Genomic DNA, 25,285 nt, shown 5'->3' with positions numbered 1-25,285 from the left:
CGGTGCGCACCTCCTCGTGCGAGGGCGGGGCAAAGTCTGTATCGTTCACGGCGGGGAACTCCTCGGCCTCCTCGCCAAAGGAGGACCGTCTCGGTTGGTTTCACCGAGGAGCTTCCCTCTTTCCCGCTCGTCCCTCCTCGCCATCTACACACTTATAGGGACACGACCGGTGCGTGACTTCGCCCGGCGCTCGACACTGCGAACGTCGCGTGTCGTCTGGCCGCCGCCTGCTCCGCTCACCCCGCGCTGCGCCTCCGGCCGGTCATGCCCACCCCTGGGCCGCGTGACGGCCCTCGGTCAGGGGCACGAGGGGCTCGTCTCCCTCCCGGGTGCTACACTCGATACGTTCGAGGTCCACCACAATGCCTGTCGCCAAGATGACCGACGCCTCTCCGCTGACGGACCCCAAAGGGGCGACCGCTCCCCACCTCAAGGGCATCTCGGGACGCGCGGGCACGACCCAGCCCCTCACCGAGCGGTCCTACAGAATCCTCAAGGAGCGGCTCGACAAGCAGGAACGGTTCTCCCCCGAGGAGCCCATCCAGAACGGAATCCCCAAGCTGGGCTTGCTGCTGGACCGCGCGAAGCTCCCAAGAGCCATTGGCGTGAAGATGGCGGACCTGACCGAGTCCTACAGCCAGCAGATGTGGGCGTTGGTCGAGGCCGCGCTCTCCGTCGAGCGGGACGAGGACGAGCCGTTCGGCCCGGAACTCGAGGGCGTGCTTGAGAAGAGCCGTGTCACCGCGCAGCGGTTCCAGGGGGCCCTGGATGAAATCGAACAGTGCTTCGCGCTTCTCCGCCAGGAGAGCTCCGAGGCCATCCGGAACGCGGCGGCGGCCATCTACGGCATGAACACCGACGACGACACCAAGTTCCAACTGATGAACGTGCTGTTCGACCGCTACGACGTCGCGTACAGCCACACCATCGAAGACGACGTGGTCACCGCCTATTTCTCCACACTCACGCCCCGACAGACCCTCCTCCCTCTGCTGAAGGGGTCGAATGTCTACAGGAACAAGAAGAACACCTTCGCCCATCTGCTAGCGGTTTCGACCAAGAAAAACAACTCCGATGAGCGCATGACCTGGGCAACGACTGCGGGGGGCACCACCATTGAAATGAAGTACCAGGTCCCTCCGAAGTTCGACACCAGCGTCTTCAGCGACCATGCGGGCTTCGTCTCCAGATTCTCATGCCAGGGGGCCCCGCCCCTCTTCGTCTATTATCACTCCCTGGAGCACGGGCATCAGCACACCAATACCCGGACCGCGTGGAACTATGGCTCCCATTCGAGCCTCAATTTGTTCAAGCAGGGCTCGGGGAAGTTCGACCCCGAGAAGTCCTCCAAGCTCGCCGTCCACGACCATCGTGAGGCCTTCCTTGGCAGCCTCTATCAGGAACTCGATTTCCTGCTCGGCATCGCCCGGAACGAGCAGGCCAATGTCCTGGTCGTCGTAGGAGAGTGCTCGCTCGCCATCCACGAGGGCATCCTCGAGAGCATCCTGTACCGCGTCCAGAACGATCTGGACATCAATGACATCCACCGTGTCTCCGCGGACTCGCTGAACGTGTATGGCGCGAGGACCCAGGCCCAGGGCTTCGACTTGAGGTTCGAGAACGCCAGCAAGTCCGAGTACAAGGGCGGGAAGCTTGTCGCTGGCATGGGCGTCCACGCCTTGACGGGGTACCTGCTTCTCAACACGAGCAACCCATCCCCCGGCATTGAAATCGAAGCCTCGTTGCTGACCCTCGTGGACGGCACCCGACAGAATCTGCTCACGTTGAAGTACGGGCCCCACAATGAATTGCACGCAATGACGCACCTCCTCAACGGCAAGGAGGACGCGCTCGCCGTGGAGCTGAAAAGCAGCGGTTATGTGACGGTGGGCGGGGATTTGAACAACCTGACCCTCGGCACGGAGTTGGTAGAGACTTGCGACAGGGAGGGACGTCGCTTGAGCATGGGCAGCAACTCAACCTCCACGGAGATGTACGACAAAATCGTGATCCTCTGACTCGACTGTGGCCGAGCAAGCTGGTTGAGGATGGCCTCCGCGAAATCAGACCGACGACTCTCCCACGCTTCGTATGGGTCCTCTCCGGGGAGCAGGCAGATGCGGCAAGCTGCCAGCAGGGCGTCTCCGTTCCTCCCCCAACCCCCTTCCTGAGCAACTACCCCCGATTCGGGACTTGACCAGGTCAGAACACGTCGCGTCGATTTCGAACCCCGCGAGCACACCCAGCCCCAGCCTCGGATAGGTGAAGGTGGTCGTCGCGGTGACGTCGGCGTACGCGAGGAACGGATGCCAGGAGCCCTGGACTCCGAGCACCGCGGTGGCGCGCGCGAACCGGAACCTCGTCTCCACTCCCACCAGGCCCCCCAGTTCTCGGTCTCGATGGTGTCGAAGTCCGGCACGGGGCGGTCCACCGACACGAAAACAAACTCCGCGCCGGTCCCCATCCACAAGGGCAGGCTTCCACGCCGCGCGAAGAGCATCGCCGAAGTGCTCAGCGTACGCAGGCGGATGCGCTGTTCGCCGGTGTCGTCGAGGGTTGGCGCGGTCGCGGCCAATGACAATCGTGCGTCGAGATCGTGCACCAGCTCCACGCGAGCCCCGAGCGCCACCCCCCAATGCGACCTGGTCCTCGCCCGAGGAGGTCCGCACCGGTCCCCGTGCGCCGAACGAGAACCACGGCGTGGGGAACGACCTGCCGGCGAGCGAAAAGCGCCTCGAGCCGCCGAGGGGCTTCCGGGGAGCGGCGCTGCCAGGCCATTCGCCGGTGGTGTATGCGCCGGAGGGAGGGCGGGTGGTGGACATCGACGCAGTGGGCGCGTGCTACCGTCCGTGGATGGCAAACCACCTCGCCTGCATCGGAATCCACGCCAACGACCAGGCGACCTTCGGGCGCGTCATGGATTCCCTGCTGAAGAACACCACGAGCGCGGGCACGGCGGGTGACCACGAGTTGAAGGTGTGGTCCGACGCTTCGGGTGCGAGCTACAGCTTCGTCTTCAACCACGCGAGCAAAGTGGAGTGCTCCATCCCGAGCTTCCGGGCGGATTCGCGCCTGCGGGTCCGCGCCATCGGCTTCGCCTCCCACAAGAGCTGCCGCTTCTGCGACCCGCTGGAGGCCGAGATGGTGGACGCCGAAGGCCACGTCTTCTACCCCTTCGCCACGCAGCTCGATGACATCGCGCTGGTGCGCGAGCGCATCCAGACCGGCACGGAGCTGGAACTGGCGCCGTGTGCCTTCGCCGAGTCGCTGCAGGCCTGGCCGGACGAGGCGGCCTATCAGGCCTCGCGCAAGCCGGGGAAGGCGCCGCGGGTCTCGAAGGTCTTCGTGCCCAACCCCGCCGCGCTCCTGTCCAAGGGCGGCCCTCCTCCGCCCGTCGCGCCCCGGGTCCACTTCACCGGGCACGTGGAGGCCGCGGACGTGCGCACCAATGGCGTCACCGGCCATACGTTTCAGCACGCCCTCGTGAAGACCTACGGAGGCACCTACGACGTCCTCGCGGCGGCAGACGAAAAGACTCCTCTGCTGTGGCCCGGCAACATCGTGAGGGGGAATTTCTGGCTGGTGGCGCGCGTGACGGCCGGGCTGTGATGAGCCCGACCGAGAGAGAGGCCAGCACTGTCTGACAGGCGGGCGATGGTTGTCCCGCGCCGAGCCCGGCCGGGTGTAGCCCCAGGCGCCCTCCGCGTCCGGCGTGACGACCTCCAGCGCCCACGGCAAGGGCCGGCCTCCCCAGGGCGAAATCGATGTGCCTCCCCGGCAAGAAGGACAGGACGGGAGCGACGACGTCGTCGACCTGAGTCTTGCGCCGAGCGTCGTGAGGAACATGACGTATCGGCCTCGGCTCGTGTCGGGACGCGTGCGTGCCGTTCCTTCGGGACGGCGCGCGTCCCGGGTTCAGGCATTACAGTCCTCCGCGTCACCTGGAACAGGAGGCTGCAATGCGTTTCATGCGCCACGTGGTCGTCGCGGTGGGGCTGTTGGGGTGCGGAAGTTCAGCACTGGACCCGAACCCGCCCGACGAGGTGGGGCAGGGGACGCGGGGAATCGTGGGCGGCATCGAGGCCTGGCCCTACTCCTGGCCCTGGATCGTCAGCCTGCAATCCATCGGGTACCACTTCTGCGGTGGCAGTCTGGTTCGTGTGGGGAGCCAGGCCCGGACGGACATCGTCATCACCGCCGCGCATTGTGTCGCCGATGATCGCGTCCCCGAATTCCGGGTCGTCGCGGGGGTGCACGACGTCCGCGCACCGGGGGCGAGGCAAGTCACCACCCGGGTGGCGAAGATTGTCTATCATCCGGATTACGACCCGGAGACGTCGGAGAACGACATCGCCGTCCTCAAGCTCGAGACGCCCGTCGAGTTCGGAAGCGGGCCCTCGACGTCCTGTGGACGAACCTCCATTCCGCACCGCTCCTCGCGGTCATCTCGTCCCCCTGTCTGGGGTTGGCCGGTGGCCCAACCCGTCTGTCTGCCTTCATCCGGGCAGCAGGTCCCCGTCGGCGCAATCGCGTCCATCGCGGGCTGGGGGCTGACGAAAGAGGATGACTACGACACGTCCAGCATCCTGATGCAGGTGCGGGTTCCCATCGTCAGTGATGAGGCGCTGATCGCCGCCTACACCCAGGAGCGGATTCCCATTGCTCCCGCGCTGATGTTCGGCGCCGGGTATCCGGAAGGGGGCAGGGACTCGTGTCAGGGAGACAGTGGTGGCCCCCTGGTCCTACCCGAGCCGGATGGGGCCTATGTGCTTCACGGCCTCACGAGTTTCGGCCTGGGCTGCGGACGACCGGGACTTCCCGGAGTCTACACACGTGTCTCCCACTACCTCCCGTGGCTCCACGCGCGGATTCACGAGCTCAGCGGTGTCCAGTAAGAGCCCCACCTGCCAGCGTAGCGTGGCTGTCCTCGTCGACCAACCGGTCCTTGCCCCGTGGAGCATGCTCCTCGTTCGTCGTCACGGTCATATTCGCGGCTCACTTTCTCACTCCTGGTGAAGGTCTGGCCATGCACGCGGAGGTGTCCTTCAAAAAGCAGGCGGCATGACCAGACATGAGGACTGCCTTCGTAGAGCACTTGTCCACCCGCTCGGGTGCGACACAGGCCTCTCACGACAGGAGAAGAATCCGTGCGTGTCACATCCTCTCTCGCATGCATCACCCGCTGGCTCATCCTGGGGCTGAGTCTCTTCGGAGCGAACGCCTTCGCGGGCTACGTCTCCGCTCCGGATGGGTACGTCCTGCTCGGCATCGAAACGTCGAACCGCTACTACGTGGCGGGCGGGGCGCGCTTCTTCATCCCGCCCGCGCAGCACAGCCTCTACTCGGGCCGCTCGTTGGTGCCCCTGCCCCAGGCCACCATCGACTCGTATACCCAGGTGCCCATGGACGGCACGCTCTTCCGCCAGATTGGGACCAGCCCCATCTACGTCGTCGTCGGACAGCGACCCTGGTGGATTCCCAACCCCACGGAGCTGGATGTCTGGGATGATTGGAAGGTCGTCCACGACATCCCGAACAGCAACTGGTCCGACCCCTTCATCGATTACACCTACGCCATGAGTCTCCTGGTCCAGGAGCGCACGACGAGTCAGGTCTATTTGTGGGTTGCCGGTGCCAAGTACCTTCTCACCGACCCCGCGGACATCGCCTATTTCGGTGGCTACAGCAGCGTGAAGACGGTTCCGCTGGGCACGATGGCGAGCATCTCGAGCGAGCCGTGGTGCGGCGCGGTCCTGCGTGAGCGCTCCAGCGCCACCCTGTACGCGGTGGGGTTCATCAGCAGCCTCTCCGGCCTGCGCAAGAACGTCACGACCCATTCGACGCACGGGGTGGTTCCGGATGGCGCGCTCTCGGCGTTCCCCACCATGTCCGTCAGCTCGCTGTCCTGCATCTGGTAGCGCGTGCTCGCGGGAGGGCCTGTCGCACGGGCCCTCCTGCGGTCTGCTTGCACGTACGGGTAGCCAGTGAGCCACACGAAAGCCCAGCCCTACGCCAACTCCCCCAGGAGGACAGTATTCCTCCTGGGAGAGCTCGAAGCATCGCGGAAGGCCATCTCCTCAACCAGGAGCGCCATCCACCCTCCGCGACCGTCTTCACAGGCCTGCCGCTACAGCCCGTAGTTCGACAGGTTCGGCGAATTCAGATGGCTGATCTTCGAGAGCGCGGTGGCGCTCGGAGCAGGCCAGCGCCACCCGTTGAACACGGCCGTCAGATTCGTGTTCGCCGCGAGGCTGGTCGCGACGATGAAGTTGTCCACCGTCTGCTGCGTGGTGCTGGCGTTGGGCTGGTTGTCCGCGTGCTTCCACACCAGCTTGATGAAGTCCCGGTCCGGGTGGGCGCTGGCAATCCGCATCACGAATGAGGCGAACAGGTCCGCTCCACCGTAGGGGCTGCCCGGGATGCCCAGGTCCTGGGCCAGGGTGTTCTGCCAGGTCAGGCTGGTGTTCGCCAGGTACGTGTCCACCAAATCGGAGACAGCCTGTTTGAGGGCGGGGAAGGTCATGCTCCCGAAGTTGGCGCCGTCCACGCCCGCGGCTTCCATGGAGTAGAAGCGCATGGCGACCGCATACCCGGTGACGACGCTGCCACCGTTGCCCCTCTTCGAGCCGTCAGGGTTGGTGAGCTGGTCCTTGTAGGAGAGCTCCGATTCGAAGAGCCAGAAGTTGCGGCCCAGCTCATAGAAGACCGCCTGGTCGAAGGTGGGCCGGGGATACGTCGTCGGGTTGGCGAGCGAGTCGCGGACGCCCTTGTAGAGGGCCTCGTACGTCGCGTTGGACAGCTCGATGCCAGTGCTGCCCAGGCGCCCGCAGGCCGCGCCGCAGTTGGGCTCGATGACGGTGAAGGTGAGGCGGCTCTGGTAGTGGTTGGCGGTAGGGGGCGTGCGGCCCGTCGCCTCCACGTACCAGTCGTAGGCTGCATCCAGGACCTGGACAATCTTGGCCATCACCGCGGGGTTGTTGTCCGCGGCGGCCGAGGAGTTGTAGTGCCCATTGGCCCGCGGGGTCTGGATGGCGACCTTGCGGCCGGGCCACGGGTAGAAGGTGCCGCTGGCGCGCGTCGCCCCAGAGGTATTGGGCAGGTGCATGGAGACGTAGTGGAGCGTCTCGGACTGGGTGGCGGGCGGGCTCAGGAAATACGACTGCGAGCCAAGGTTCGTCGTCGCGGGGGAGGTGCGAGGCTTGCGGCAGCGCCACAGGGACGAGGCGTTGGTGCCCTGGGGGGCGCCGGTCACCTTCGCTTCGTAGCCGCTGCCCACATAGTTCGAGCAGTAGCCGCCCAGGTCGGGCCCGTTCACCACCGTGGTGGTGGTGCTCTGAACCCAGCACGACCAGGTGTACGCGTCGTTCGCGTTCGCCACCCGCGCCTGGGAGTTGGCGTCGCGCATCGTGCAGGCGGTCTGCATCACCAGCGCCGACTCGTTGAGGGAGGCGCGGCACATCCACTTGCTCGCCGCTCCCGGGCCCGTCTGCGGGCCATCGAGGAAGGGCGTCGCGGTCGGATGTCTGTCGAGGCAGGCGGCCTCGAGGTTCGGGCTGCCGACGCGCGTCCCCGCGGCGACGGCGGGGTTGTAGCAGCCCCACGTGTACGCGTCGTTGACGTTGCTGGCGCGGGCAAAGGAACTGGCGCCGTTCCGAATCTGGCAGGCGGTGTTCATGATGAGGGGCTGGTCGGAGTAGCCCGACTTGCGGCAGACCCAGTTGTACGAGGCATAGGAGCCAACCTGGGGGCCGTTCAGGGTGGGGTAGTAGCCCGAGCCCACCTTCTGCGTGCAATAGCCATTCAGGTCGGGATCCACCACCCTCGTCTCGGGCACGGAGGTCGTCCGGAAGCAGCCCCACGTGTAGGCGTCATTGGCGTTGGTGGCGCGCCCCTCGACACCCGAGCCGAAGTTCTTGGTGCACGCGACGTTCATGTCCAGCGTGTAGGTCTGGGGCTTGCGGCAGACCCAGTTGTACGCCGCATTCGTCGCGACCTGCGGGCCCTTGAGATGGGGCTCGAAGCCACTGCCCTTCGTCGCGCAGTACCCCCACAGGTCCGGCCCTCCTACGTTGTTGTCGCCCGGCCTGCGAAAACACTCCCATGAGAACGCGTCGTCGGAGCCGCGGGCCCGCGCCTCCGCTCCGGCGCCGTTGCTCATGGTGCACGCGGTGGCCATGTTCACAGCGCCGCCATCGTCGAACGACGGGTCCGAGGCGACGGTGTAGACGGTGTGCGCCTGGCCGTTCCGGTCCTGCAGCGGCAACTGGAAGCTGAAGCCCCGGTTGCCGGAGATGCCCGCCGCCTGCGCGGCGGCGCTGTACTCGTTGGCCTGCACGGTGCCCAGGAGCGGCCCGGTGGGACCGTCCAGGTAGAAGCGCACCTCGGCGGAGCCCGACGGGACGTTGGGGGCATAGGCCCAACCCCTCACATACCCATCCGATGAAATGCTTTGCACGGCCCCCATGGGCGCCGCCGCCAGCGCGGCCCCCGGCAGGAGCGTCAACCCCGCGAACAGTGTCCCCAAACCCAACCGCACGCGCAGCCTGGCAGGGACGCCCCGCAATGCGGGCGCCCGCCTCGTCTCGACTTGCTTCGTCATGATGGAACTTCCCCCTCTGATGAACACCCGGAACGACTGTCCCGGGTGTTGTTCCATCTGACACTGTGGGATGTGTTGAGTCTAGAATTTCACAGGGAGTGTGAAATGGAGGAGACCTGCTCGGTTGGGGCATTCGTGACTGGGGGCGCGACCTGCGAGGTCGGCCTGGACCGCCGGAATCAGCGGCGCCCCCGCGAGACGTGTCCCACCCTCAGGGGACCGCGGCGTCTGTGATGACGTACCCCACCGAGCCATTGCAGGAGGTGGTGGCATAGCAGCCCACGCGAATCTCCGACTCGCCGGCGCCTGTATCCGGCACGGCGTAGGTGAAGTTGGAGAGGCTCCCTCCGCACGCATCATCGTTGAAGGCGACCTGGGTGCTCGGCGTGGTGGGGCCGAAGAGGCGCACGAGGGTGTCGCCGACGCCGGACGCACCCGCGACGCCGCACGTGCCGAGCTGGAGGCGCTGGCCCGGGCGCAGATAGATGCTCCGGTTGAAGGTGTTGACGGTGGCGTTCTGCGTCTTGGTGGCGGTGAAGTTGAACGCGCCGGCGATGGTATATGCCGCCGTTCCGTTGCAGGGGTTGTTGGCGAAGCAGCCGACGCGGACCTGGTAGGTGCCCGTCGTAAGCGCCGTGAAAGTAATCTTGGAGAGCAGGCCGCAGCTGTCATCGTTCTGGGCGACCTGGGTGCCGCCAGGCCCGAACAGCTTCATGTTCGTGTCGCCGACGGCCGAGGCGCCCGCCACGCCGCACGTCCCCACGGTGAGCGTCTCCCCCGCGCGCAGGTAGATGGCCTGGTTCGCCGTGTTGACGGTGGCGTTGTTGGTTCCGCTGACCCTGAAGGGCAGGGTGTTGCCACGCGTCCCCGCGTACGGAACGGGGCACGACGTCGCCCGGGCACAGGGATAGGCCGCGTTGGCGTCGTTGGCGCGCCGGTACTCACCGCCGGAGCGGGTGGCGAGCGCGGAGAAGAGCTGGTCGTCGCAAATCCAGGGGGCGGCGGTGGTGCAGGTAGCCGCGGCGGATGCGAGCGACTCGAACTGTCCGGGCCACAGCTCCAGGTCGGTGGAGGACACCCAGTAGGAGGTGCTTGTCTTCACCAGGCTGGCATTGGCCTTCGTGTAGACCTTCCCATGCCAGCTCGCCAGGTTCCCCACCGTCCCGTTGGGCCCCGAGCACTCGCCGGTGCTCGAGTTCTCCTCGCCGTCCGTGGCGATGTAGAGATTCGTCGTGAAGCCCGGGTCCTGCGTGGACAGGTTGTCGATGGCCCAGCACATCGCATCCGCCAGCGGCGTCACGCCCGAGCAGCCCTCGGCCGGCAGGGCTTCGATGGCGGCCTTGGCCGTGGCGTAGTCCACATAGTTCACGGTGTGCTTGGTGACGACCGTGCCCGCGAAGCTCCAGACGGCGACGTGCGTGCGGTCCAAATCGTTGGGGTCGAAGAGTCTGTCCAGCTCCAACAGGGCCTGCTTCCGGGAGTCATAGCACCGGGAGTTGCCCGTGCTGGCGCGGACCGTGGTCAGCGAGCCTGAGCGGTCCATCAGGACCAGTCCATAGCGGTTGGGCCCCAATCCCTGGACCTCCGGGCCCGCGAAGGAATGCTCCGCCTGGATGAGCCTCGTGGGCGTCCGGGGACCGTCGCGGCTCACGTCGTCATTCACGCGCGGGTCCGCCACGAGCGAAATAGCCTGTCGAGACTCTTCAGGGAGGGGAGTCGAGGACTGCTCGGTCCCCAGGTCAGGCCCACAGGCGATGAACGCCGGCATCACCAGGGCACACCACAACATCTGCTTGAGAGTGCGATTCACGCGGGCTCCAATGGACGGGGTTGCTGGCAGATGAATCGTCTGACGCACTCAAAGAGGGACATTTCATTTCAGGCGGCTGCTATTTGGGCCCGCGCGGAGAAATACAGTCGAGACGGGTGCCGCGCTTGCGGGCGCGATTCACGAAGCGCTTGAGCAGGCTTCTCACCGTCTTGGGTGACAGTGACAACTCCTTGCCCACTTCCGTGTGGCTGCGTCCCTCCACGAAGTGGAGGATGGCGACCGTCATGGTCCGGGGTGACTCGCCACGGGTGAGCATGGCGAGGTCCCTGGCCGCCTCGACGCGCGCCAGGTTGCCGGAATGCGAGGGCTCCATGTCCGGGTCGGGAGCAGGGGACAGGAGATGGGATGGGCCATGGCGTGCCCGCCGGAATCGTCGGCGCAGCCGGTCAATGGCCAGACACGTCGTCACTTCGTACAGCAGGGATGGCGTCTCGCGTGGAGAGGCAGCCAGCCGCTCCTGTCGTGAGACGAGCGCGACGAAGACGTCCTGTGCCACGTCGCGCGCCTCGTCCGCGTCGCGCAGGAGGAAGAAGGCCCGACGGTAGATGGTGGCGCCGTGGCGCTGGTACAGCGCCAGGAGGTCGGGTGGCACTCCGCTGGCCACGGTCCGGGTGGAGGGCTGTGAGCCCTTGCGCTGGATGGCCATGTCTTTCCCCCCGGACACGATGGACGGATGCCAGACACGTAAGGGTTTCCCCTCGGGTCGGGTGGCCCATGTGAAAGGACTGGCGCGGTGGCGTCCTGCGACGCATGTCCGCCCAAGGGCGAACGCGGAGGTGCCGGAGTCTTCGTTCCTTGCTTGATATCCCGGGGTGGGGAGCCGTCAGTCGCGGTGAGGCAAGGTGGCCTTGCCCGGACGACACAAGCGCCGGGAGAGCGGGAAGGGAGGTCTCGCCCCGCCGGGAGCCCGGCCTGTCATTGCACGCGCGAAGGACACGGACGCATGTCCGCCTTCGTGTTCAGCGTGCGTCGACGCCAGGCAATTCCCACCACCAGAGTCCCGTGCCTTGCGCCGGCCCGGCCTGCTCGGTCCGGGCGTCGACCCGGTGGAGCTGGGACGTGAAGGAGGCCTTGTCGCCGAAGGCACGGAAGCGCAGCGTGGTGAGACTCCAGTCCAGATTGGACCGCACGCAGAGCCCGATGTTGTCGATGGAGTGTGCCAACTCGCGAGAGGCCACTGGCCTGATGCTGTCACGCCGCCTCAGGTAGAGCTCCATCAGCTGATTGTGGACGGTGACAATCTTCTCGGCGGCCTCATCCGGAGAGAGGGCCGCCTTGGTGGCGAGCGCCTCCACGGTGTTGACCATCGCGCCCTTCTCGACTTCCTTGCGACGCTGGTGAGTGAGCGGCGCGTCGAATCGCTCGTGACGGTCCTTCGCGCGGCGGTGCGGTTCAGTGACCGGGGCCTTCATCTGAGCTGCCAGCGAAAGCTCGATGCCCAAGCCATGGAGCGGTTGAGAGCCGCCACCTCCCTCTACGTACGTGTCGACTGAGCGCCAATGCGCAACACGCCAGGCCCAGGTCGAACTCCAGGCCCTCGGTGGTTTCATGTTGGCGCGGCTGGTGCCTGGCTCGTACGGGGGGGCGGCTCACTGCATGTCAGTGACGATCAGCGCCTCGCACGTGGTCGGCTCGATGTAGGAGTAGGTCGTGTCGATGGTGCAGATGGCTCCGCCGAAGGTGGAGAAGCGGACCTGCGCCGAGCAGCTTCCGCCGACGTCGCTGACCTCTATCTGCCAGAGGCAGGTCTTCGCGTTGGCCGGATTGAACGGGTCGACCGTCCAGTAGTACTGGTGGATCGCCGGCGACCCCGGGAAGGGAGCGGCGGAGTTGATCTGGAATCCGCCAAAGGTGAAATGGGGGACGGGGGGATAGGGCGTGAGCATGCCGCCAAAGCTACCCGTGATGGACCCGAGGCCCAGGTAGAGGTTGGCGTAGGTCTGGTTGAAGACGTAGATGCGCTCCGCCGCGGGAACGCTTCACGTTCCTCGTCATGGACCTCTCCTCTGTTGATAGTGCCGGGGCGACGCCAATGATTCACACACATCGCCAGTGCGTGTCCACCCGCTCCTTCCCAAGCGACAGCGTTCGGGAGCGGGTTGTACCCCGATGAAGGCGACCTCACGGCGAGCGGCTGCGGGGTCCAGCATCCGGCGATGGGCTCAGTAGCCCACGTGCAGCCGACCTTTGGGCAGGGCCTTTTCGAGGCGCTTCACCTCCGGTGCGGGAATCGCATCCAGGCCCAGCTTGAACTGCTTGAGGCGTGCGAGCGGAGCGAGGTTCGCGGGCAGCCTGGTCAGCTCGCCTTGCAGGAATCCGGAATGCGTCAACTTGGGGAGCCGGCCCATCCCGTTCACCAGCGCTTGCTGCTTCGCCGGACTCATCTTGAAGAAGCGCCACCACCAGAGCTTCTTGAGCTTCGGCAGTCGCGTCAGCACCTCGGGAAAGCCCTGCAGCGCCGTGGCATCGAGGTACAGCTCCTCCAAGGACTCCAACTCGCCGAACGACTCCGGGAGCTGGGCGAGCCTGTCGCAGTACCGCAGGCTCAGTGTCTTGAGCGCGGGGAGCCGGCACAGCTCCACGGGCAGGGAGGTCACCGGCACGCGCTCCAGACTGAGGGAGCGCAGCGCGCGCAGCTCACCGATGCGCGGTGAAATCGCCTCGATGGGATTGGAGTCCAGCGTGAGGCCCTCCAGTCCCGTGAGGGAGAAGACCTCGTCCGGAATGGCCTTCAGCTTCTTGAGCCCGAGCCCGAGCCGAGGCGCTTTCGCCCCCGCCTCAATCTTCTCCCTCGCCGCGGTAATCGCCTTCTCCACCGGGCCGAGCCGCGTGTCCGCCAGCACGGGCTTTCCCGCCCGCAGCTTCTCGCGAAGACCTTTTCGGTCCAGCGTCGAATCGATGACGCCATCCTCGTCCTCTTCCTCGACCGTATAGGCTCCTCGCAGCAGCGCCTCATGCGGCTCCAGCCGCTGGCGAGGTTTGTTCGAGGCGGTGAGTTTGCTCCCCACGAGCACGTCCACATCGAGCGCGCCCGCCACCTGGATGTGGTGATGCTCCTCGATGAGCGCCCGCGCCTTCAACCCGCCGCCGACACAGAAGACGTCATCGCCCGATGAGTCTCCAACAAGGACGCCTCGAATCCGGACATCCCCCGCGATGAACATGGCGGAGACCGTCGCCACGTTCTCCACCTCCAGGTCTCCCAGCACGACAAGAAGCGTGTGGTCGGCCGAGTGTCCGTCCTCGAGAAGTCCCTTCAGCCTGACGCTTCCGGAGACGACGAGCGGCCGGGGGCCGACGACGAGCGAGTCCGCCTTCAGGTCCCCTTCGTGGAACAGGACACCCTTGGCGGTGATGCCCTTCCACCAGGAGGACAGCGTCTTTCTCCACGCGGGCGTCGCCGCCGACTCCACGCGGGACCAGGCATCCCGCGCGGAAACCTCACGCCCCCAGTTCTTCACCGCTCCCTGCTTCGCCGCCATCGTCCAGATGCTCCCCGCCGAGATGATTGACCGTGCGGAGCATCAGGTCATGGACAACGGCGGCCTTCAACTCCGCACGACCCCGTGGCACGCGGGTCCAACCTTCCCATGGGGCCTGGCAGCGCCCCATGTTCGACCTGACCGGCCTCCCGGAACGTCTCCTGATGCAAGATTGCTCCTGCCCTGGAGGGGCGCCCGCCGGATGCGCCATGGGATGACTAGCGGATGACTCCCTGGGCATCGTAGATGGTCTTGGTGGTGGAGCCAGTGCTGAGCACGACTTCGTCCCCGGCGAGTCCGTCGATGTTGGCGATCAGCTGCAGGGTCCAGAATCCGGCGACGGGGTAGTCCCGCGTGGAGCGGCTGGCGTCCCGGACAATCTTCACCGTGGAGACGTTGTTGATGATCAACTCGGCGCCCGGCTGTCCGTTCGTGTCGGCGACTCCCATCAACGCCCAGGTGCCGCTGGAGATGGCATAGTCACGGGTCGCTGCAGCCTTGTGCTCGATGATTCGGATGGCGCCGCCCGTGTTGATGGGCAGCTCGGTCGCCCCATCACCGGTCAGGTCATGAAAGCCAAGCGGCGTCCACGCGCCCCCGGAGATGGCGTAGTCGCGCGTCGCCGCGGTCCGGTGGGTGATGACCCGGACGAAGCTCCCCGCGTTGACGGCCAGCTCCTGCCCTGCCGCTCCGTCCATGTTGCTGAATCCGATGGGAGCCCAGGCACCCCCGGAGATGGGGTAGTCGCGCGTCGCCGCGGTCCGGTGGGTGATGACCCGGATGAGGTTTCCCGCGTTGAAGGCCAGCTCCGCGCCCGCCGTGCCATCCATGTCCGTCGCCTGAAGGAACGTCCAGGCGCCCGTCGAGATGGGGTAGGTGCGATTGGCGCCATTCGTCTGCTGAACCTCGATGTAGCTCAGGTTGTTGTAGACGGACTCCAGCGTGCCATCTCCGTTCAGGTCCCACGCTCCCATGAAGGTGCCCGCCGCATACACGGGGCTTGCGCTCAGGGTGAACAGCAGGAGCGTCGCCTGGACGAAGGAACTGCCTGAAACCGATGCACTCTTCCGGGACATGTGCGCCTCGCGGTCCTGATAGTATTTGCAGGCAGGACTACCAGGAAATATCCCCAATTCGAACTGGGCGTGTAAATGACCTGGCCGGTTTCCAATCGCGGTGGTCCCTACTTGAGGGCGGAAGTCGGAGGCGCGGCGCGGCCAATGCACCGCGCCAACCCTGTAACGCGTTCGGCCATGGGTTGGCGATATCGCTTGTTTAAGAATTGCGCTGTTTTCATGTTTTACTTCGTCTCTGTCTCTTTCGTGCTCCCGGAGGACACGATGCGAAGAACAGACTCGAAGCGGGCATTCTTGGTCGGGCTCATGGTGACGTTGGCGGCAGGTGTGTCCCTCCCGGGATGTGAAAGCCCGCGAGGGCTGGGGGAGGCCCACGAGGAGCTGGGGCTGGAGGAATCGCTGAGCACGGATGGAGGGGGCGCCAGTGGCTACGTCGCACCTCCCGAGCTCACCAACCCCCTGTACCTGCCTCCGAATCAAATCTCGGCGGCGCAGGACATCTGCGGCGCGGGGGCGCACTTCGCCGAGCTCGGTGCCTGCACGACTCCCGTGGGGAACTCGTTCTCCATCAGCGGCAAGGATTGCAAGGTGAAGCAGGCGTCTCAGGTCCGCTACAACGGGCTCCCGCATTGCTGCACCACCTGCGAGGTCAACGCCAACACCGCGTTCAACAACTTCATGGGGCTGGGCGGCGCGACGGGGATTCAGATTGCGCCCATCACCCAGGCCGGCTGTGACACGCCCGGCACCTTCACCGGGGTCAACAATCCCCTGGGTGTCTATGCCACCATCGCCGCCGCCGCGGGCATGGCTCCGAACTCTTGCGACGCGGACCCCTCCAAGCTCAAGGACCGTCCCGGGTTCATCGAGTTCACGGAGGACTCCGGAGTGCTGAACGAGGGGAGCTCGCGGGCGACCTTTGGATTCTTCATCCAGTCGGTTCAGAACGGGCAGACCGTGACGTACTTCACGCTCTTCAGCTACGACAAGACGAGCACTGGGAACTGCGCCACCGAGCTCTTCCTCTTCGGACCCGTGGTGCCCGGACAGTCGCCTCCGCTGGTGATGGGACTGGCCATCGACAAGAACGGGAACCTCCTGGCGGAGGTGCCGCCCGACATCGCGGACGTCAGCAACTACCTCGGAGGGGACCCGGAGCCCGTCAAGCCAGGGGTGAGTCCCAATCAGGGCTGCCGTGCCTGTCACACCAATGCCAACTCGGGCCCCAACCAGACGCAGCCGTTCCCCTGGAATCCACGGCCGCGCCCGAATCCCGACGGCGGTGGGGGCGACGACCCGTGCGCTCCGCCTGACGCGGGGCCTCCGGATGCCGGCCCGCCTGACGCGGGGCCTCCGGATGCCGGTCCTCGTGACGCGGGACCTGCCGACGCCGGGAGTCCCAATCAGAGCTGCCATGCGTGCCATGGCATGGCCAACCCGGGCCCCACTCCAACGCACCCGGTCCCCTAGACTCCCCGATTCATCTCAACAGCGCCTCGAGCGACAACGGTCCCTGGGTGGTCTCCTCCTGGGCTCCAGCCAGGGACCGATAGAGCGGGGGCAGTGCTCTTCGAGGCATGAGTCGCGGCCTGACCGTGCGCAGTCGCTCCAGCAGCCGAGACCATCCGGGTGCCTCGCGCTCCGCATCCGCCTTCCGTGCGAGCGCCCGGAGTGCCTTGAGGTCCAGGGGCGCCAAAGGCGAGAGATGACAGAAGTCATCCAGACGCCGCGCCAGCTCCAGCACCGCCGCGCCCGGGGGCGGCGGTCCCTCTCCCAGCACCCACCGCGCGATGGGAAGCGCCTCGGCTGGCGTAATGGGAACAGGCGCATGAAGCCGGGAGAGCTCGCTCGCGAGCTTCGCGCGCACGTCCTCCACGGTCCGCGCGAGCGCGAGACGCGTCTCCGTGGCGGGCGCCCGCTGGAGCAATGTCTGTGCTCGCGACAATGCGCCCACGGACTCCAGGGTGAGTCCCACCCTCAGCGTACGAAGCTCCACGAGGGCATCGCGAAGTCTGGGCAACATGGCGACGAGGACCCTCGCATCGCCCCCGGTCGCGAATGCCGCTGCATCCACGACGGTGATCGGCGTGTCCTCGCCCATCACCGGCCCCAGGACCCGGATGAGCTCGTCCGCGATGCGCGGGTCGACCTCTGCCTCCACATCGACCACGGCTTCGAGGCGCGTGGCGAGGCCGCGCAACGCCGCGGGACCGGCGCCACGCGGGAGCGCCCGGAGCGCCTGCAAGAGTTCCTGTCTCGCCGCTTCGACCAACGGACCTCCCAAGCTCGACACCTTCCGCCGACACGAAAATACGGCCTGTTCACCGCGCTTCCCTGGGTGTGTGGCCTTCACACCGGCTGACACAACTCCAGGTCGCGCACCCGCGTCCTTCCTCGGGTGCACGGCCCGTACTGGGTCACCGAGCCGTGCACCTCGGCCAACGCGAGCGCCTTCAGCGGGTGCACGGCCTTCACCCCACGGACTTCACGCCTGCTTCTGGCCGTGCTCCACGCCGTTGCTCTGCTGCGGCTTCGAAGGACGCTGCGGCGCCTGCGGCATGGCCCCGTTCTGGAGCACCCGCGCCATCAGCGCACCCAGCAGCCCTTGCCCTCCCGCCCCCTCCTGCCCCAGCGCGATTTCAGGGACGAGCTTGACCCCGTGCTGCGCGAGCACCGTGGCCAGTTGCACCGCGGTGAAGGCCTGGGCACCGAGCGCCGTCACGCCGGTCCGATACGCCTCCGCCTTCGCCTCGCCGATGAGCCGCGTTGCCTCGGCCTCGGCGCCGCCGTGCAGTCGCTTCGCCGCCGCCTCTGCCTCCGCACGCTGCCTCATGCCGTGCGCCTCCGCCTCCGCTTGCAGCCGCGTGCGGGCGGCCTCGCCCTTGGCCGTCTCCTCCACCGCGAGCGCGCCCTTCTCGCTGATGGCGACCATCTGCTCGCTGCGCACCACCTCGCCCTGCATGTTCGCCACCGACGTCGCGCGCTCCAGCTCGCGGCGACGGACTTGCGCCTCGCGCTGCACCTCGTACGTGCGCTGGAGTTCCTCGGCGATCTTCCGGTCCGTCTGCGTCTTCATCAGCTCCGCCGGCGGCTGGATGTCGCCGATGAGCGTGTCGATGCACTCGACGTCATACGCACCCAGCGCGCCACGGATGGCCTCATACGCTTCTCGCTGGCGGTCCGTGCGCGCGGACAGGAACTCCAGCACCGACACCTGCTGCGCGGAGTTGCGGAAGTAGTTGGCCACCGTGGGCTGCAGTACGTGGTCCACGAGGTTCTGCATGGAGCCCACGCGGGAAATCACGCGCGGCGCCTGCTTCATGCTGATGTGGATGATCTGCGACACGTCGAGCGTGAAGCTGAAACCATCCCGTGAACGCACGGTGATGGGGCTGAGCTTCTCGTCGTACTTGTGCTGCTCGGTCCGCTGGGCCCAGTTGAGGACGATGTTCGTCGTGGGCACCAGCTCCACCTTCATCACCCGCGTGTTGAGCGGATGCTTGCCCGGCAGCAACGGTTCAATCCACACGCCCTTGCGCCCACGCTCGACGAGGTCTCCATGGGTGAATTCGTCGCCCGACACGTCCAGGTGCTCGCGGCCCACGTAGCTGACCACGACGCCCACGTAGCCGATGGGGACCTCTGTCATCGGAGACTGTTCCACCCGTACGAACCACGGGTTGAGGTTCCACGAGCCCGACAGCAGCACCTGCTCTTGCAGGCCTCGGCAGCCTCCCTCGTCCAGGAAGCGCTGCGCGCTCTGGAACGAGTCATGCCCTTCCACCGGCGAACCCGCCAGGTCCCCCGAAGGAATGGGGCGACCGTCCAACGTCGTCACGATGCCCACCTTGTCCGGGCCCATGTTGAAGACCTCCAGGTCCTCCGTGGACATGTCGAACGCCTCCGCGTTCTCCGGGGTGATGACGGTGAACAGCGCGGGGTTGATGCGATAGGTGCCCGCGGTGAGGAAGGCGAGCTGGCGGCCCTTCTGCCCGCCCTCGTCGAGGAACGCGCGCGCGTCCTGGAAGGCGTCGCAGTCCACCTCGCGCCCGAGGATGTTCCCGGCCGGAATCGGCGCGCCGCCGTTCGCGACGACGAGCGCGATGTGTCCCTGCCGCACCATGACCACCGGGACGTGCGTCACCTTGAAGCGCCAGAACGGGTAGCCGAAGTGCCACCCCGGCGGGAGCAGCTCCGCCTGGTAGCCGGCCTCGCCCTCCAGCGCCACCAGCCGTCCGGGCGGCAGCGGCGCGCCGTACTTCTTGATGACCAACCCCGACTCGTTCTCGCCGATCACCTGCAAGCCACTGAGCACGAGCACCAGCCCGATACCCAGCAGCAGCGCGACCCCGACCAGAACCACGTTGTATTCCATGAGGCCCTTCTCTTGCGGCCCGCGGAAGCGCGGGTGGCCCCCCTCAGTGCATGCCCCCTGCCAGGGCCAAGTGGCCGGAACTCCTGGAACTGCTCGGCTGGCGCCTGATTCAAATCATGCTGTTTCCATGTTTGAATCGTGGAATGCGTAACTTTCACTGGAAAGGTCCTGCTCCAGGACGAGCCCTGCTCCAGCATTTGAATGATGCGGGCTGGCGACTGGGAGGAGCCGAGCCCCGGGTGACGGTGGTGTGCTCCGCGCAGCCACGGCTCGCGAGCGCGCCGAAGACGGGGCGGTGGTTGTGGCTGTGTGAAACGCCCGTTCCTGTCGATGCGCTCCGGCTCGCGGTGGAGCAGGGGGCCATGGACGTGTTCTGGAAGGGCGCGAGCGACTGGGAGGCGCGGCTGGTGCGGCGGCTGGAGGAGAGCCTCATCGAGGCTCCGGCGCCGAACGTGCCGGGGACGCTCATCGCGCACAGCGCGGCGGCGAAGGCGCTGCTCGCGCAGCTCGCCCAGGCCGCTCGCACCTCGATGCCGGTGCTGCTCACTGGAGAGACGGGAACGGGCAAGGAGGTCGCGGCGCGGCTCATCCACGAATGGTCCGAGCGGCGCTCGCGCACGTTCGTGCCCATCAACTGCGCGGCCATCCCCAATGAGCTCATGGAGGGCGAGCTCTTCGGCTACGCGAAGGGCGCCTTCTCCGGCGCTGTGCATGGGTATGACGGACTGGTGTCCGCGGCCGAGGGTGGCACGGTGCTGCTGGACGAGATTGACGACACGCCGCATGCGCTCCAGTCGAAGCTGCTGCGCGTGCTGGAGGACCGGGTCATCTCGCGACTGGGTGAGAACGCGTGGCGCAAGGTGGACTTCCGCATCCTCGCGGCGACCAACCGGGACTTGAAGCAACTCATCGAGCGCGGGCTGTTCGGCGAGGACCTCTACGAGCGCCTCGCCACGGTGCAGATTCACCTGCCCCCCTTGCGCGAGCGGCAGGAGGACGTGGCGCCGCTGGTGCTGCATTGGATGGAGCGCTACTACGCCGTCGAGGAGCCCGCGCCGGACAGTCCCCGCGTCCGAAGCGCGACGCCCGAGACGCTCGACGTGCTGCGCGCCTATCCGTGGCCCGGCAACATCCGCGAGCTGCGCAATGTCATCTACGGCGCGCTGGTGGCCAAGCGCGTCGGCGACGAGTTGCTCGTATCGGACCTGCCGCGACGGCTGTGGCAGCGCGAGCGCGCGAGCAGCTCCGTGCTGGTGTCCGAGCACGAAGTCGAGCGCCGGGTGACGCTGGGGACGATGAACCTGCGCGCCGAAATCGAGCGACTGGAGCGAATCGCCCTCAAGGCCGCGTTGCGGCGCGCCAGCGGCAATGCCGCGGAGGCCGCGCGCCTGCTGGGTGAGGTCGGCCGAGGCACGGCGAAGGACCCTGGCGGCACGGTGCGCACGATGATGAAACGGCTCGGCGTGACAGCTCGCGGCGGCAAGTGAGCCCCAGGGGCGGGTGACGAGCCCCGGGGGAGGCACATCCGCCATGGTGGACACCGTGCCTGCCGCTTCCTCGGTGTTCCCTGGGGCGGCTCAAGCCTGGACCGGGACGCGCACGTCACCCGTCCGCTCGCGCTGCTATCTGGCGCGGGGACGCCCTGTTTTCTCGGCCAGCGTCGCTCGAAGGCGAGGCGTCGCCAGCTCCACGAATGCGCGGACCTTCGCCGTGCGCGCGCTCGTGGCGGGGTAGACGAGGTGCACCGGCACCGGGGGCGGCTCGAGCTCGGCGAGGAGCACCACGAGCGCGCCGGAGCGGACGGACTCGGCGACCTGGTACGAGACGACGCACGTCACCCCGACGCCGTTCTTCGTGGCACCAATCGCGGCCTCCGGGAGGTTGACGCTCAGCACCGGCGTCACGCGCACCTGCTTCGCACGCTCCCCCTCCCGACGCGCGCCGAACGTCCACGTGTCGTTGGGCGTGACGGCGGTGCAGACGACGCAGCGGTGCTCCGCGAGCGCCGCCGCCGAGGTCGGTCGCCCGTGCCGAGCGAGATACGCGGGGCTCGCGACGACGACGCGGCGCACGCTCCCCACGGTCGTCGCCATGAGGGCGGAGTCGGCGAGATGGCCGATGCGTACGGCGACGTCGATGCCCTCTTCGACCACGCTGACGACACGGTCGAGCAGGAGCAGTCGCGCGCGCACCCGCGGGTTCGCGGCGAGGTATTCGTCCACGAGCGGGCGCACGTGGAGCGAGCCGAACGAGGTGGGCGCCGTCACGGTGAGCAACCCCTGCGGCTGGGCCGCCGCCGCGCCCGCGGACTTCTCCGCGTCGTCGAGGTCGGCCAGCACGCGGCGCGCGACGACGAGGTAGCGCTCGCCCGCCTCTGTCAGCCGGAGCGAACGTGTCGTGCGCCGCAGGAGCGTCGTCCCGAGGCGCTGCTCCACCGAGGCGATGGCGCGGGTGACAGAGGCAGGAGAGCGGGAGAGCGCTCGCGCGGCGGCGGACAGGCTGCCGTGGTCGACGGCGACGATGAAGGCGCGGAGCGAATCCAGGCGGTCCATGATTCTTTCAGGATACGCAAAAATGGATTGCGCTGACCGGGCATTCTCATCGGCGCCTCTGGGCGACATGTTCCTGGGTGTGGCGACGACATGCATCGCGGGGACGGACATCGACTTCCCCGTCGTCCACCACCACGCACGCTGAACACGAAAGGAGGAGAACGATGCGCGGCTTTTCGGAAATCGCCTTCACTCCCATGGTGAAGGCCGCCCAGGAGAAGATGGGGAGTCGTCGCTCATACGCGCGCCTCGAACACGGCCCGAGCACCCCCGACACTCTCGGCGAGGACGAGGTGGGTTTCCTCGGCGAGCGCGACAGCTTCTACATGGCCAGCATCGGTGAATCGGGCTGGCCCTACATCCAGCATCGCGGTGGGCCCAAGGGGTTCGTGCACGTCCTCGACGAGCGAACCCTCGCCTTCGCCGACCTGCGAGGCAACCGGCAGTACATCAGCGTCGGCAACGTCGCGAGCGACGAGCGTGTCGCGCTCATCTTCGTCGACTATCCCAACCGTGCGCGACTCAAGGTCCTGGCGCGCGCCACGACGGTGACGCGCACCGATGACCCGGAGCTCTTCTCACGCGTCGCGGGGGACGCACCGGCCGAACGCATCTTCGTGCTGCATGTCGAGGGGCTGGACTGGAACTGCCCTCAGCACATCACCCCACGCTTCACGGAGGACGAGGTGCGCGAGATGGTGAATCCCTTGATGGAGCGGCTCAAGTCCCTGGAGCGCGAGAACGCATTGCTTCGCGAACAAGCGGGTGGCAGTGCGAGCAAGCGCGCGCTGTCAGCGAAGACGCCGTGAAAACTCGTGAAGGTCACCCTGGGTGTCTCACTCCTCGTCAGCGACGGAGTCTCTCGCCACCTCGGACATGGGGACGAACCTGTCCGGCATCATCAGGTCGAGCGTTCCGTCCTCTGAGGTCGGGTAGTGGAACGCTTTGTAGGGAACGCCGAAGTTCCGCGCCACGTCCAGTGTCTCGTGGAAGGTGTGGACCGGCGTCAGGCCCTGGTTGTACGTGCGCGCCCAATAGGCGAACAGCGCGTAGGCCACCGCCGTCTTCTCCTCGTCGGAGCCTCCCACCTTCTCGACGAGTTGGAGCATCCGCGCCGTGGTCATCGAGCGCCCGGCGGTGATGGGCGCCGACATGAGCCGCGCGAGCAGCGTGTCCGGGTTGTTCTCCAGCCGGGTGCCGACGTTTCTCCGCCCCTTGGCCTTCGACGACTTGTCGATGGCCCCGACGGTGACACGCTTGAGCTTGTCCTTGGCGCGCTCCTGCTGCTGCGTCTTGAGATAGCTGGCGATCATCCCGTAGGGCGGCAGCTTCTGTCCCTCTTCCGCGCGCGCCTCCACCGTCTGCTGTGGAGTCTGGTTGTCGTTGAAGCTGAGCTGGCCGAGGCCCTCGAACGCGAGCCTGGCCTTGCGGGCCTCGATTCTGCTCTCCAGTTCGGCGATCTCCAGCTCCAGGGTCTCTCTCTCCTCGAGAGTCGAAGCCGCCTTCACCTCCTCCCGCAGGCGACCTATCTTGTCGAGCGCCGCCAGCGACTTCTCGGCCGCGCGGATGGCTCGTTGGATGGTGAGGTCGAGCAGGACTTCGTCGCGTTCCTCCTGGTCCACCAGCTTGGTGGCGCGATGGTGCCGGACGCTGGGAGGTCGGTCCTGGGTGAACTCGGAGCGGTCCTCGTCGAGCATGGTGGTTTCGAAGGCCTTGTCGGGCGCGTCCGGCAGCACCGGAGCGACGCCGAACGTCTCGTGGACCTTCGCCGCCATGGACCCGGCACCCGAGGAGCTCCACCGCTCCATCAAGTCATGCAGGAAGGTGATTTGCGCGGTGATGACCTGCTTGTTCTCGGAGATGGCCCCGGGCGGCTCGCGTTTGTCGGTGTCCTTGAACACGCTGAAGAGGCTGGTGACGGTCTTCTGCCAGGAGTAGCTGCCGACCAGGCGACGCTCCAGGGGTTCGACGAGCTGTCGGAAGTACGAGGTCTCCACTCCCATGAACTGGTCGACCTTCTCCCGGAGGGACTCGAGCTGAGCCCTGACCCAGTCGTCGTTGTTGACGACGTCGGCCAACTGGCCTTCGTACGCCATGTTCTTCTGGTATTGGGGATGCGTTTCGTGCGCCAGGGCGAGCGCCAGCTCCTCGACGTTCTCGAACTCCTTCCACTCGGCCCGCTCGTCGACGCCCGTGGTCGAGGCGACCGCCGTCGTATGCGCCCCAATCCAGCGGGCGAGTGTCTTGGCTATCTGACCTTCGTTATTGAGGGTGTGTTCCTTCAGTCCCTTCCACACGGCGACATTCTTGGGGCTGACCCCTTCCTCCGGCGTGGCCTCGTCCGGCAGTCCCCGGAGGAACTCCATCACCTGGGCCAGGACTTCGTCGAAGTCGTCCATCGACAGGAGTCGCTTCATCGTCGAGCCCGAGAACAGGTGGTACCAGGACGTGGACTCCCTCCCCAGGACGACGGAGCGCTGCACCGTGTCGCCCGCCGAGGCGATTCGCTGCACGGGTTGCGCGTCTTCCACCTGTCTGCTGGCGGCGGCGCGGGCGCCCATGCGGTCCGCCTCCGCCTCCAGGGCGGGGTCGTCGTTCAAGGCGGCGCCCTGCGTCTGACCTGTGGGGGAGACACGCCCTTGCGCCTGCTGCACGACGTGCCACGCCTCGTGAGGCAGGTTGCGCTCCTGGCCCGGGGCCAGATGGATGTCATTCCCCTGGGCATAGGCCAGGGCCTGGAGCTGCGCGGGCTGGGAGGAGTTGTAATGCACCTGGACATCGTCCAGGGACATTCCGGAGAGCGACTCGATGCCGGCCTTGAGGGTGTCGGGCAGGCCCGTGCGGTTCTCCTGCCGTTGCACGGGTGGGGAGGAAAGCGCGCTCGCCAGCTTCGCCTGTGCGGCGACGCGAGGACTCCGGTCGTACATGGACTGGAGTTGCATCAACGAGGCGACCCTCGGGCCCTGGGGCAACGCGGGTCCGGCCGCGGTGTGTTCCGAGAGGCTGTCGCTCACGCCGCTCCTGGCGGAGTGCTCACTCCCGGGCCTCTTTTCCGGAGCCTCCACTGCCTTCGACGCGAACGTTTTCAAGCAAGGCCTTCCGGAGGGTTGAGGCGCGGCGAAGCGCCGCTCCCTCAACGCCATTTTGATGTCTGTGTGGGTTTCCGGCAGTGTGGCAGCCCACGAGGGACGCGAGAAGGAGCGGGGACGTCTCTCCCACTGGCTTGACCTGCCGGGGGAGATTCCTCCGCCGCGAGGCTCCCACTCGAAGCGGGCTCGGTACATACCACTCGGGTGGTATGGCCTCCCCAGCTGAGGCAGCTCAATCTTCCCGAGAAATATGAGCGCGCGAGGCGCTTGCGAGCTCGGTC

19 protein-coding genes are annotated in these 25,285 nt (G+C 66.8%); 7 read left to right on the top strand and 12 right to left on the bottom strand.

Annotation, left to right across the window (positions count from 1 at the left end; genetic code table 11):
• Positions 1-362 precede the first annotated feature (362 nt).
• The 4 genes from G4D83_RS35020 (at position 363) to G4D83_RS35000 (ending at position 5,918) form a co-directional block, all read left to right on the top strand.
• Positions 363-2,018, top strand: a complete 1,656-nt coding sequence (locus G4D83_RS35020; RefSeq protein ID WP_163869226.1) for a hypothetical protein — start codon at positions 363-365, stop codon at positions 2,016-2,018.
• Between the two features lie 835 nt (positions 2,019-2,853).
• Positions 2,854-3,609: a hypothetical protein gene (locus tag G4D83_RS35010; protein WP_240356975.1), complete on the top strand. Its 756-nt coding sequence runs from the start codon at positions 2,854-2,856 to the stop codon at positions 3,607-3,609.
• A 350-nt stretch (positions 3,610-3,959) separates the two neighbouring features.
• Positions 3,960-4,895: a serine protease gene (locus tag G4D83_RS35005; protein WP_163869225.1), complete on the top strand. Its 936-nt coding sequence runs from the start codon at positions 3,960-3,962 to the stop codon at positions 4,893-4,895.
• Between the two features lie 252 nt (positions 4,896-5,147).
• On the top strand, positions 5,148-5,918 hold the full coding sequence (locus G4D83_RS35000) for a hypothetical protein (RefSeq protein ID WP_163869224.1): 771 nt from the start codon (positions 5,148-5,150) through the stop codon (positions 5,916-5,918).
• Between the two features lie 209 nt (positions 5,919-6,127).
• Here the strand turns inward: G4D83_RS35000 and G4D83_RS34995 are convergent, their stop codons facing one another.
• The 7 genes from G4D83_RS34995 to G4D83_RS34965 all read right to left on the bottom strand — a co-directional run bounded on the left by G4D83_RS34995 (position 6,128) and on the right by G4D83_RS34965 (position 14,988).
• Positions 6,128-8,599, bottom strand: a complete 2,472-nt coding sequence (locus G4D83_RS34995; protein ID WP_163869223.1) for a hypothetical protein — start codon at positions 8,597-8,599, stop codon at positions 6,128-6,130.
• A 211-nt stretch (positions 8,600-8,810) separates the two neighbouring features.
• Positions 8,811-10,409 carry a vWA domain-containing protein gene (locus G4D83_RS34990; protein ID WP_163869222.1) on the bottom strand — a complete coding sequence of 533 codons (1,599 nt, stop codon included), beginning with the start codon at positions 10,407-10,409 and terminating at the stop codon, positions 8,811-8,813.
• Between the two features lie 79 nt (positions 10,410-10,488).
• The gene (locus G4D83_RS34985; RefSeq protein WP_163869221.1) at positions 10,489-11,076 is read right to left on the bottom strand and encodes an RNA polymerase sigma factor; all 588 of its coding nucleotides are present in this window, start codon (positions 11,074-11,076) and stop codon (positions 10,489-10,491) included.
• A 313-nt stretch (positions 11,077-11,389) separates the two neighbouring features.
• Complete coding sequence (locus tag G4D83_RS34980; protein ID WP_163869220.1) at positions 11,390-11,842, bottom strand: hypothetical protein; 453 nt, start codon at positions 11,840-11,842, stop codon at positions 11,390-11,392.
• A gap of 177 nt (positions 11,843-12,019) precedes the next feature.
• Positions 12,020-12,316, bottom strand: coding sequence for a hypothetical protein (locus tag G4D83_RS34975; protein ID WP_163869219.1), 297 nt, complete (start codon positions 12,314-12,316; stop codon positions 12,020-12,022).
• A 276-nt stretch (positions 12,317-12,592) separates the two neighbouring features.
• Positions 12,593-13,912 carry a leucine-rich repeat domain-containing protein gene (locus G4D83_RS34970; RefSeq protein WP_163869218.1) on the bottom strand — a complete coding sequence of 440 codons (1,320 nt, stop codon included), beginning with the start codon at positions 13,910-13,912 and terminating at the stop codon, positions 12,593-12,595.
• A gap of 218 nt (positions 13,913-14,130) precedes the next feature.
• Positions 14,131-14,988, bottom strand: a complete 858-nt coding sequence (locus tag G4D83_RS34965) for a PA5033 family protein (RefSeq protein WP_163869217.1) — start codon at positions 14,986-14,988, stop codon at positions 14,131-14,133.
• Positions 14,989-15,315: 327 nt separating this feature from the next.
• On the opposite strand from G4D83_RS34965, the gene G4D83_RS34960 reads away from it, so the two are divergent.
• Positions 15,316-16,458, top strand: a complete 1,143-nt coding sequence (locus G4D83_RS34960) for a hypothetical protein (protein WP_163869090.1) — start codon at positions 15,316-15,318, stop codon at positions 16,456-16,458.
• Between the two features lie 10 nt (positions 16,459-16,468).
• Here the strand turns inward: G4D83_RS34960 and G4D83_RS34955 are convergent, their stop codons facing one another.
• From G4D83_RS34955 to G4D83_RS34950, 3 genes are all read right to left on the bottom strand, one after another.
• Complete coding sequence (locus G4D83_RS34955) at positions 16,469-17,272, bottom strand: hypothetical protein (RefSeq protein ID WP_163869216.1); 804 nt, start codon at positions 17,270-17,272, stop codon at positions 16,469-16,471.
• Between the two features lie 65 nt (positions 17,273-17,337).
• On the bottom strand, positions 17,338-17,463 hold the full coding sequence (locus tag G4D83_RS46990; protein ID WP_255203653.1) for a hypothetical protein: 126 nt from the start codon (positions 17,461-17,463) through the stop codon (positions 17,338-17,340).
• A gap of 10 nt (positions 17,464-17,473) precedes the next feature.
• The gene (locus tag G4D83_RS34950) at positions 17,474-19,363 is read right to left on the bottom strand and encodes an SPFH domain-containing protein (protein WP_163869215.1); all 1,890 of its coding nucleotides are present in this window, start codon (positions 19,361-19,363) and stop codon (positions 17,474-17,476) included.
• Positions 19,364-19,602: 239 nt separating this feature from the next.
• Between G4D83_RS34950 and G4D83_RS34945 the strand changes: the two genes are divergently transcribed.
• Positions 19,603-20,850, top strand: coding sequence for a sigma 54-interacting transcriptional regulator (locus G4D83_RS34945; protein ID WP_163869214.1), 1,248 nt, complete (start codon positions 19,603-19,605; stop codon positions 20,848-20,850).
• Between the two features lie 135 nt (positions 20,851-20,985).
• Here the strand turns inward: G4D83_RS34945 and G4D83_RS34940 are convergent, their stop codons facing one another.
• On the bottom strand, positions 20,986-21,915 hold the full coding sequence (locus G4D83_RS34940; protein WP_163869213.1) for a LysR family transcriptional regulator: 930 nt from the start codon (positions 21,913-21,915) through the stop codon (positions 20,986-20,988).
• 164 nt (positions 21,916-22,079) lie between these two features.
• On the opposite strand from G4D83_RS34940, the gene G4D83_RS34935 reads away from it, so the two are divergent.
• Positions 22,080-22,724 (top strand): pyridoxamine 5'-phosphate oxidase family protein, encoded by a 645-nt coding sequence (locus G4D83_RS34935; RefSeq protein ID WP_163869212.1) that lies wholly within the window; start codon positions 22,080-22,082, stop codon positions 22,722-22,724.
• Between the two features lie 27 nt (positions 22,725-22,751).
• On the opposite strand, the gene G4D83_RS34930 is transcribed toward G4D83_RS34935, so the two are convergent.
• Positions 22,752-24,929, bottom strand: a complete 2,178-nt coding sequence (locus tag G4D83_RS34930) for an eCIS core domain-containing protein (RefSeq protein WP_240356971.1) — start codon at positions 24,927-24,929, stop codon at positions 22,752-22,754.
• Between the last annotated feature and the right edge of the window lie 356 nt (positions 24,930-25,285).

The sequence above is a fragment of the Myxococcus eversor genome, from assembly GCF_010894455.1.
Classification (GTDB): domain Bacteria; phylum Myxococcota; class Myxococcia; order Myxococcales; family Myxococcaceae; genus Myxococcus; species Myxococcus eversor.
This window is presented reverse-complemented; position numbering and strand designations above follow the sequence as displayed.

Coding starts and splice junctions, on each gene's coding strand:
- G4D83_RS35020 (WP_163869226.1), top strand. CDS start 363: ATGCCTGTCGCCAAGATGACCGACGCCTCTCCGCTGACGGACCCCAAA.
- G4D83_RS35010 (WP_240356975.1), top strand. CDS start 2,854: ATGGCAAACCACCTCGCCTGCATCGGAATCCACGCCAACGACCAGGCG.
- G4D83_RS35005 (WP_163869225.1), top strand. CDS start 3,960: ATGCGTTTCATGCGCCACGTGGTCGTCGCGGTGGGGCTGTTGGGGTGC.
- G4D83_RS34995 (WP_163869223.1), bottom strand. CDS start 8,599: ATGACGAAGCAAGTCGAGACGAGGCGGGCGCCCGCATTGCGGGGCGTC.
- G4D83_RS34985 (WP_163869221.1), bottom strand. CDS start 11,076: ATGGCCATCCAGCGCAAGGGCTCACAGCCCTCCACCCGGACCGTGGCC.
- G4D83_RS34980 (WP_163869220.1), bottom strand. CDS start 11,842: ATGAAGGCCCCGGTCACTGAACCGCACCGCCGCGCGAAGGACCGTCAC.
- G4D83_RS34975 (WP_163869219.1), bottom strand. CDS start 12,316: ATGCTCACGCCCTATCCCCCCGTCCCCCATTTCACCTTTGGCGGATTC.
- G4D83_RS34970 (WP_163869218.1), bottom strand. CDS start 13,912: ATGGCGGCGAAGCAGGGAGCGGTGAAGAACTGGGGGCGTGAGGTTTCC.
- G4D83_RS34965 (WP_163869217.1), bottom strand. CDS start 14,988: ATGTCCCGGAAGAGTGCATCGGTTTCAGGCAGTTCCTTCGTCCAGGCG.
- G4D83_RS34950 (WP_163869215.1), bottom strand. CDS start 19,363: ATGGAATACAACGTGGTTCTGGTCGGGGTCGCGCTGCTGCTGGGTATC.
- G4D83_RS34940 (WP_163869213.1), bottom strand. CDS start 21,915: ATGGACCGCCTGGATTCGCTCCGCGCCTTCATCGTCGCCGTCGACCAC.
- G4D83_RS34935 (WP_163869212.1), top strand. CDS start 22,080: ATGCGCGGCTTTTCGGAAATCGCCTTCACTCCCATGGTGAAGGCCGCC.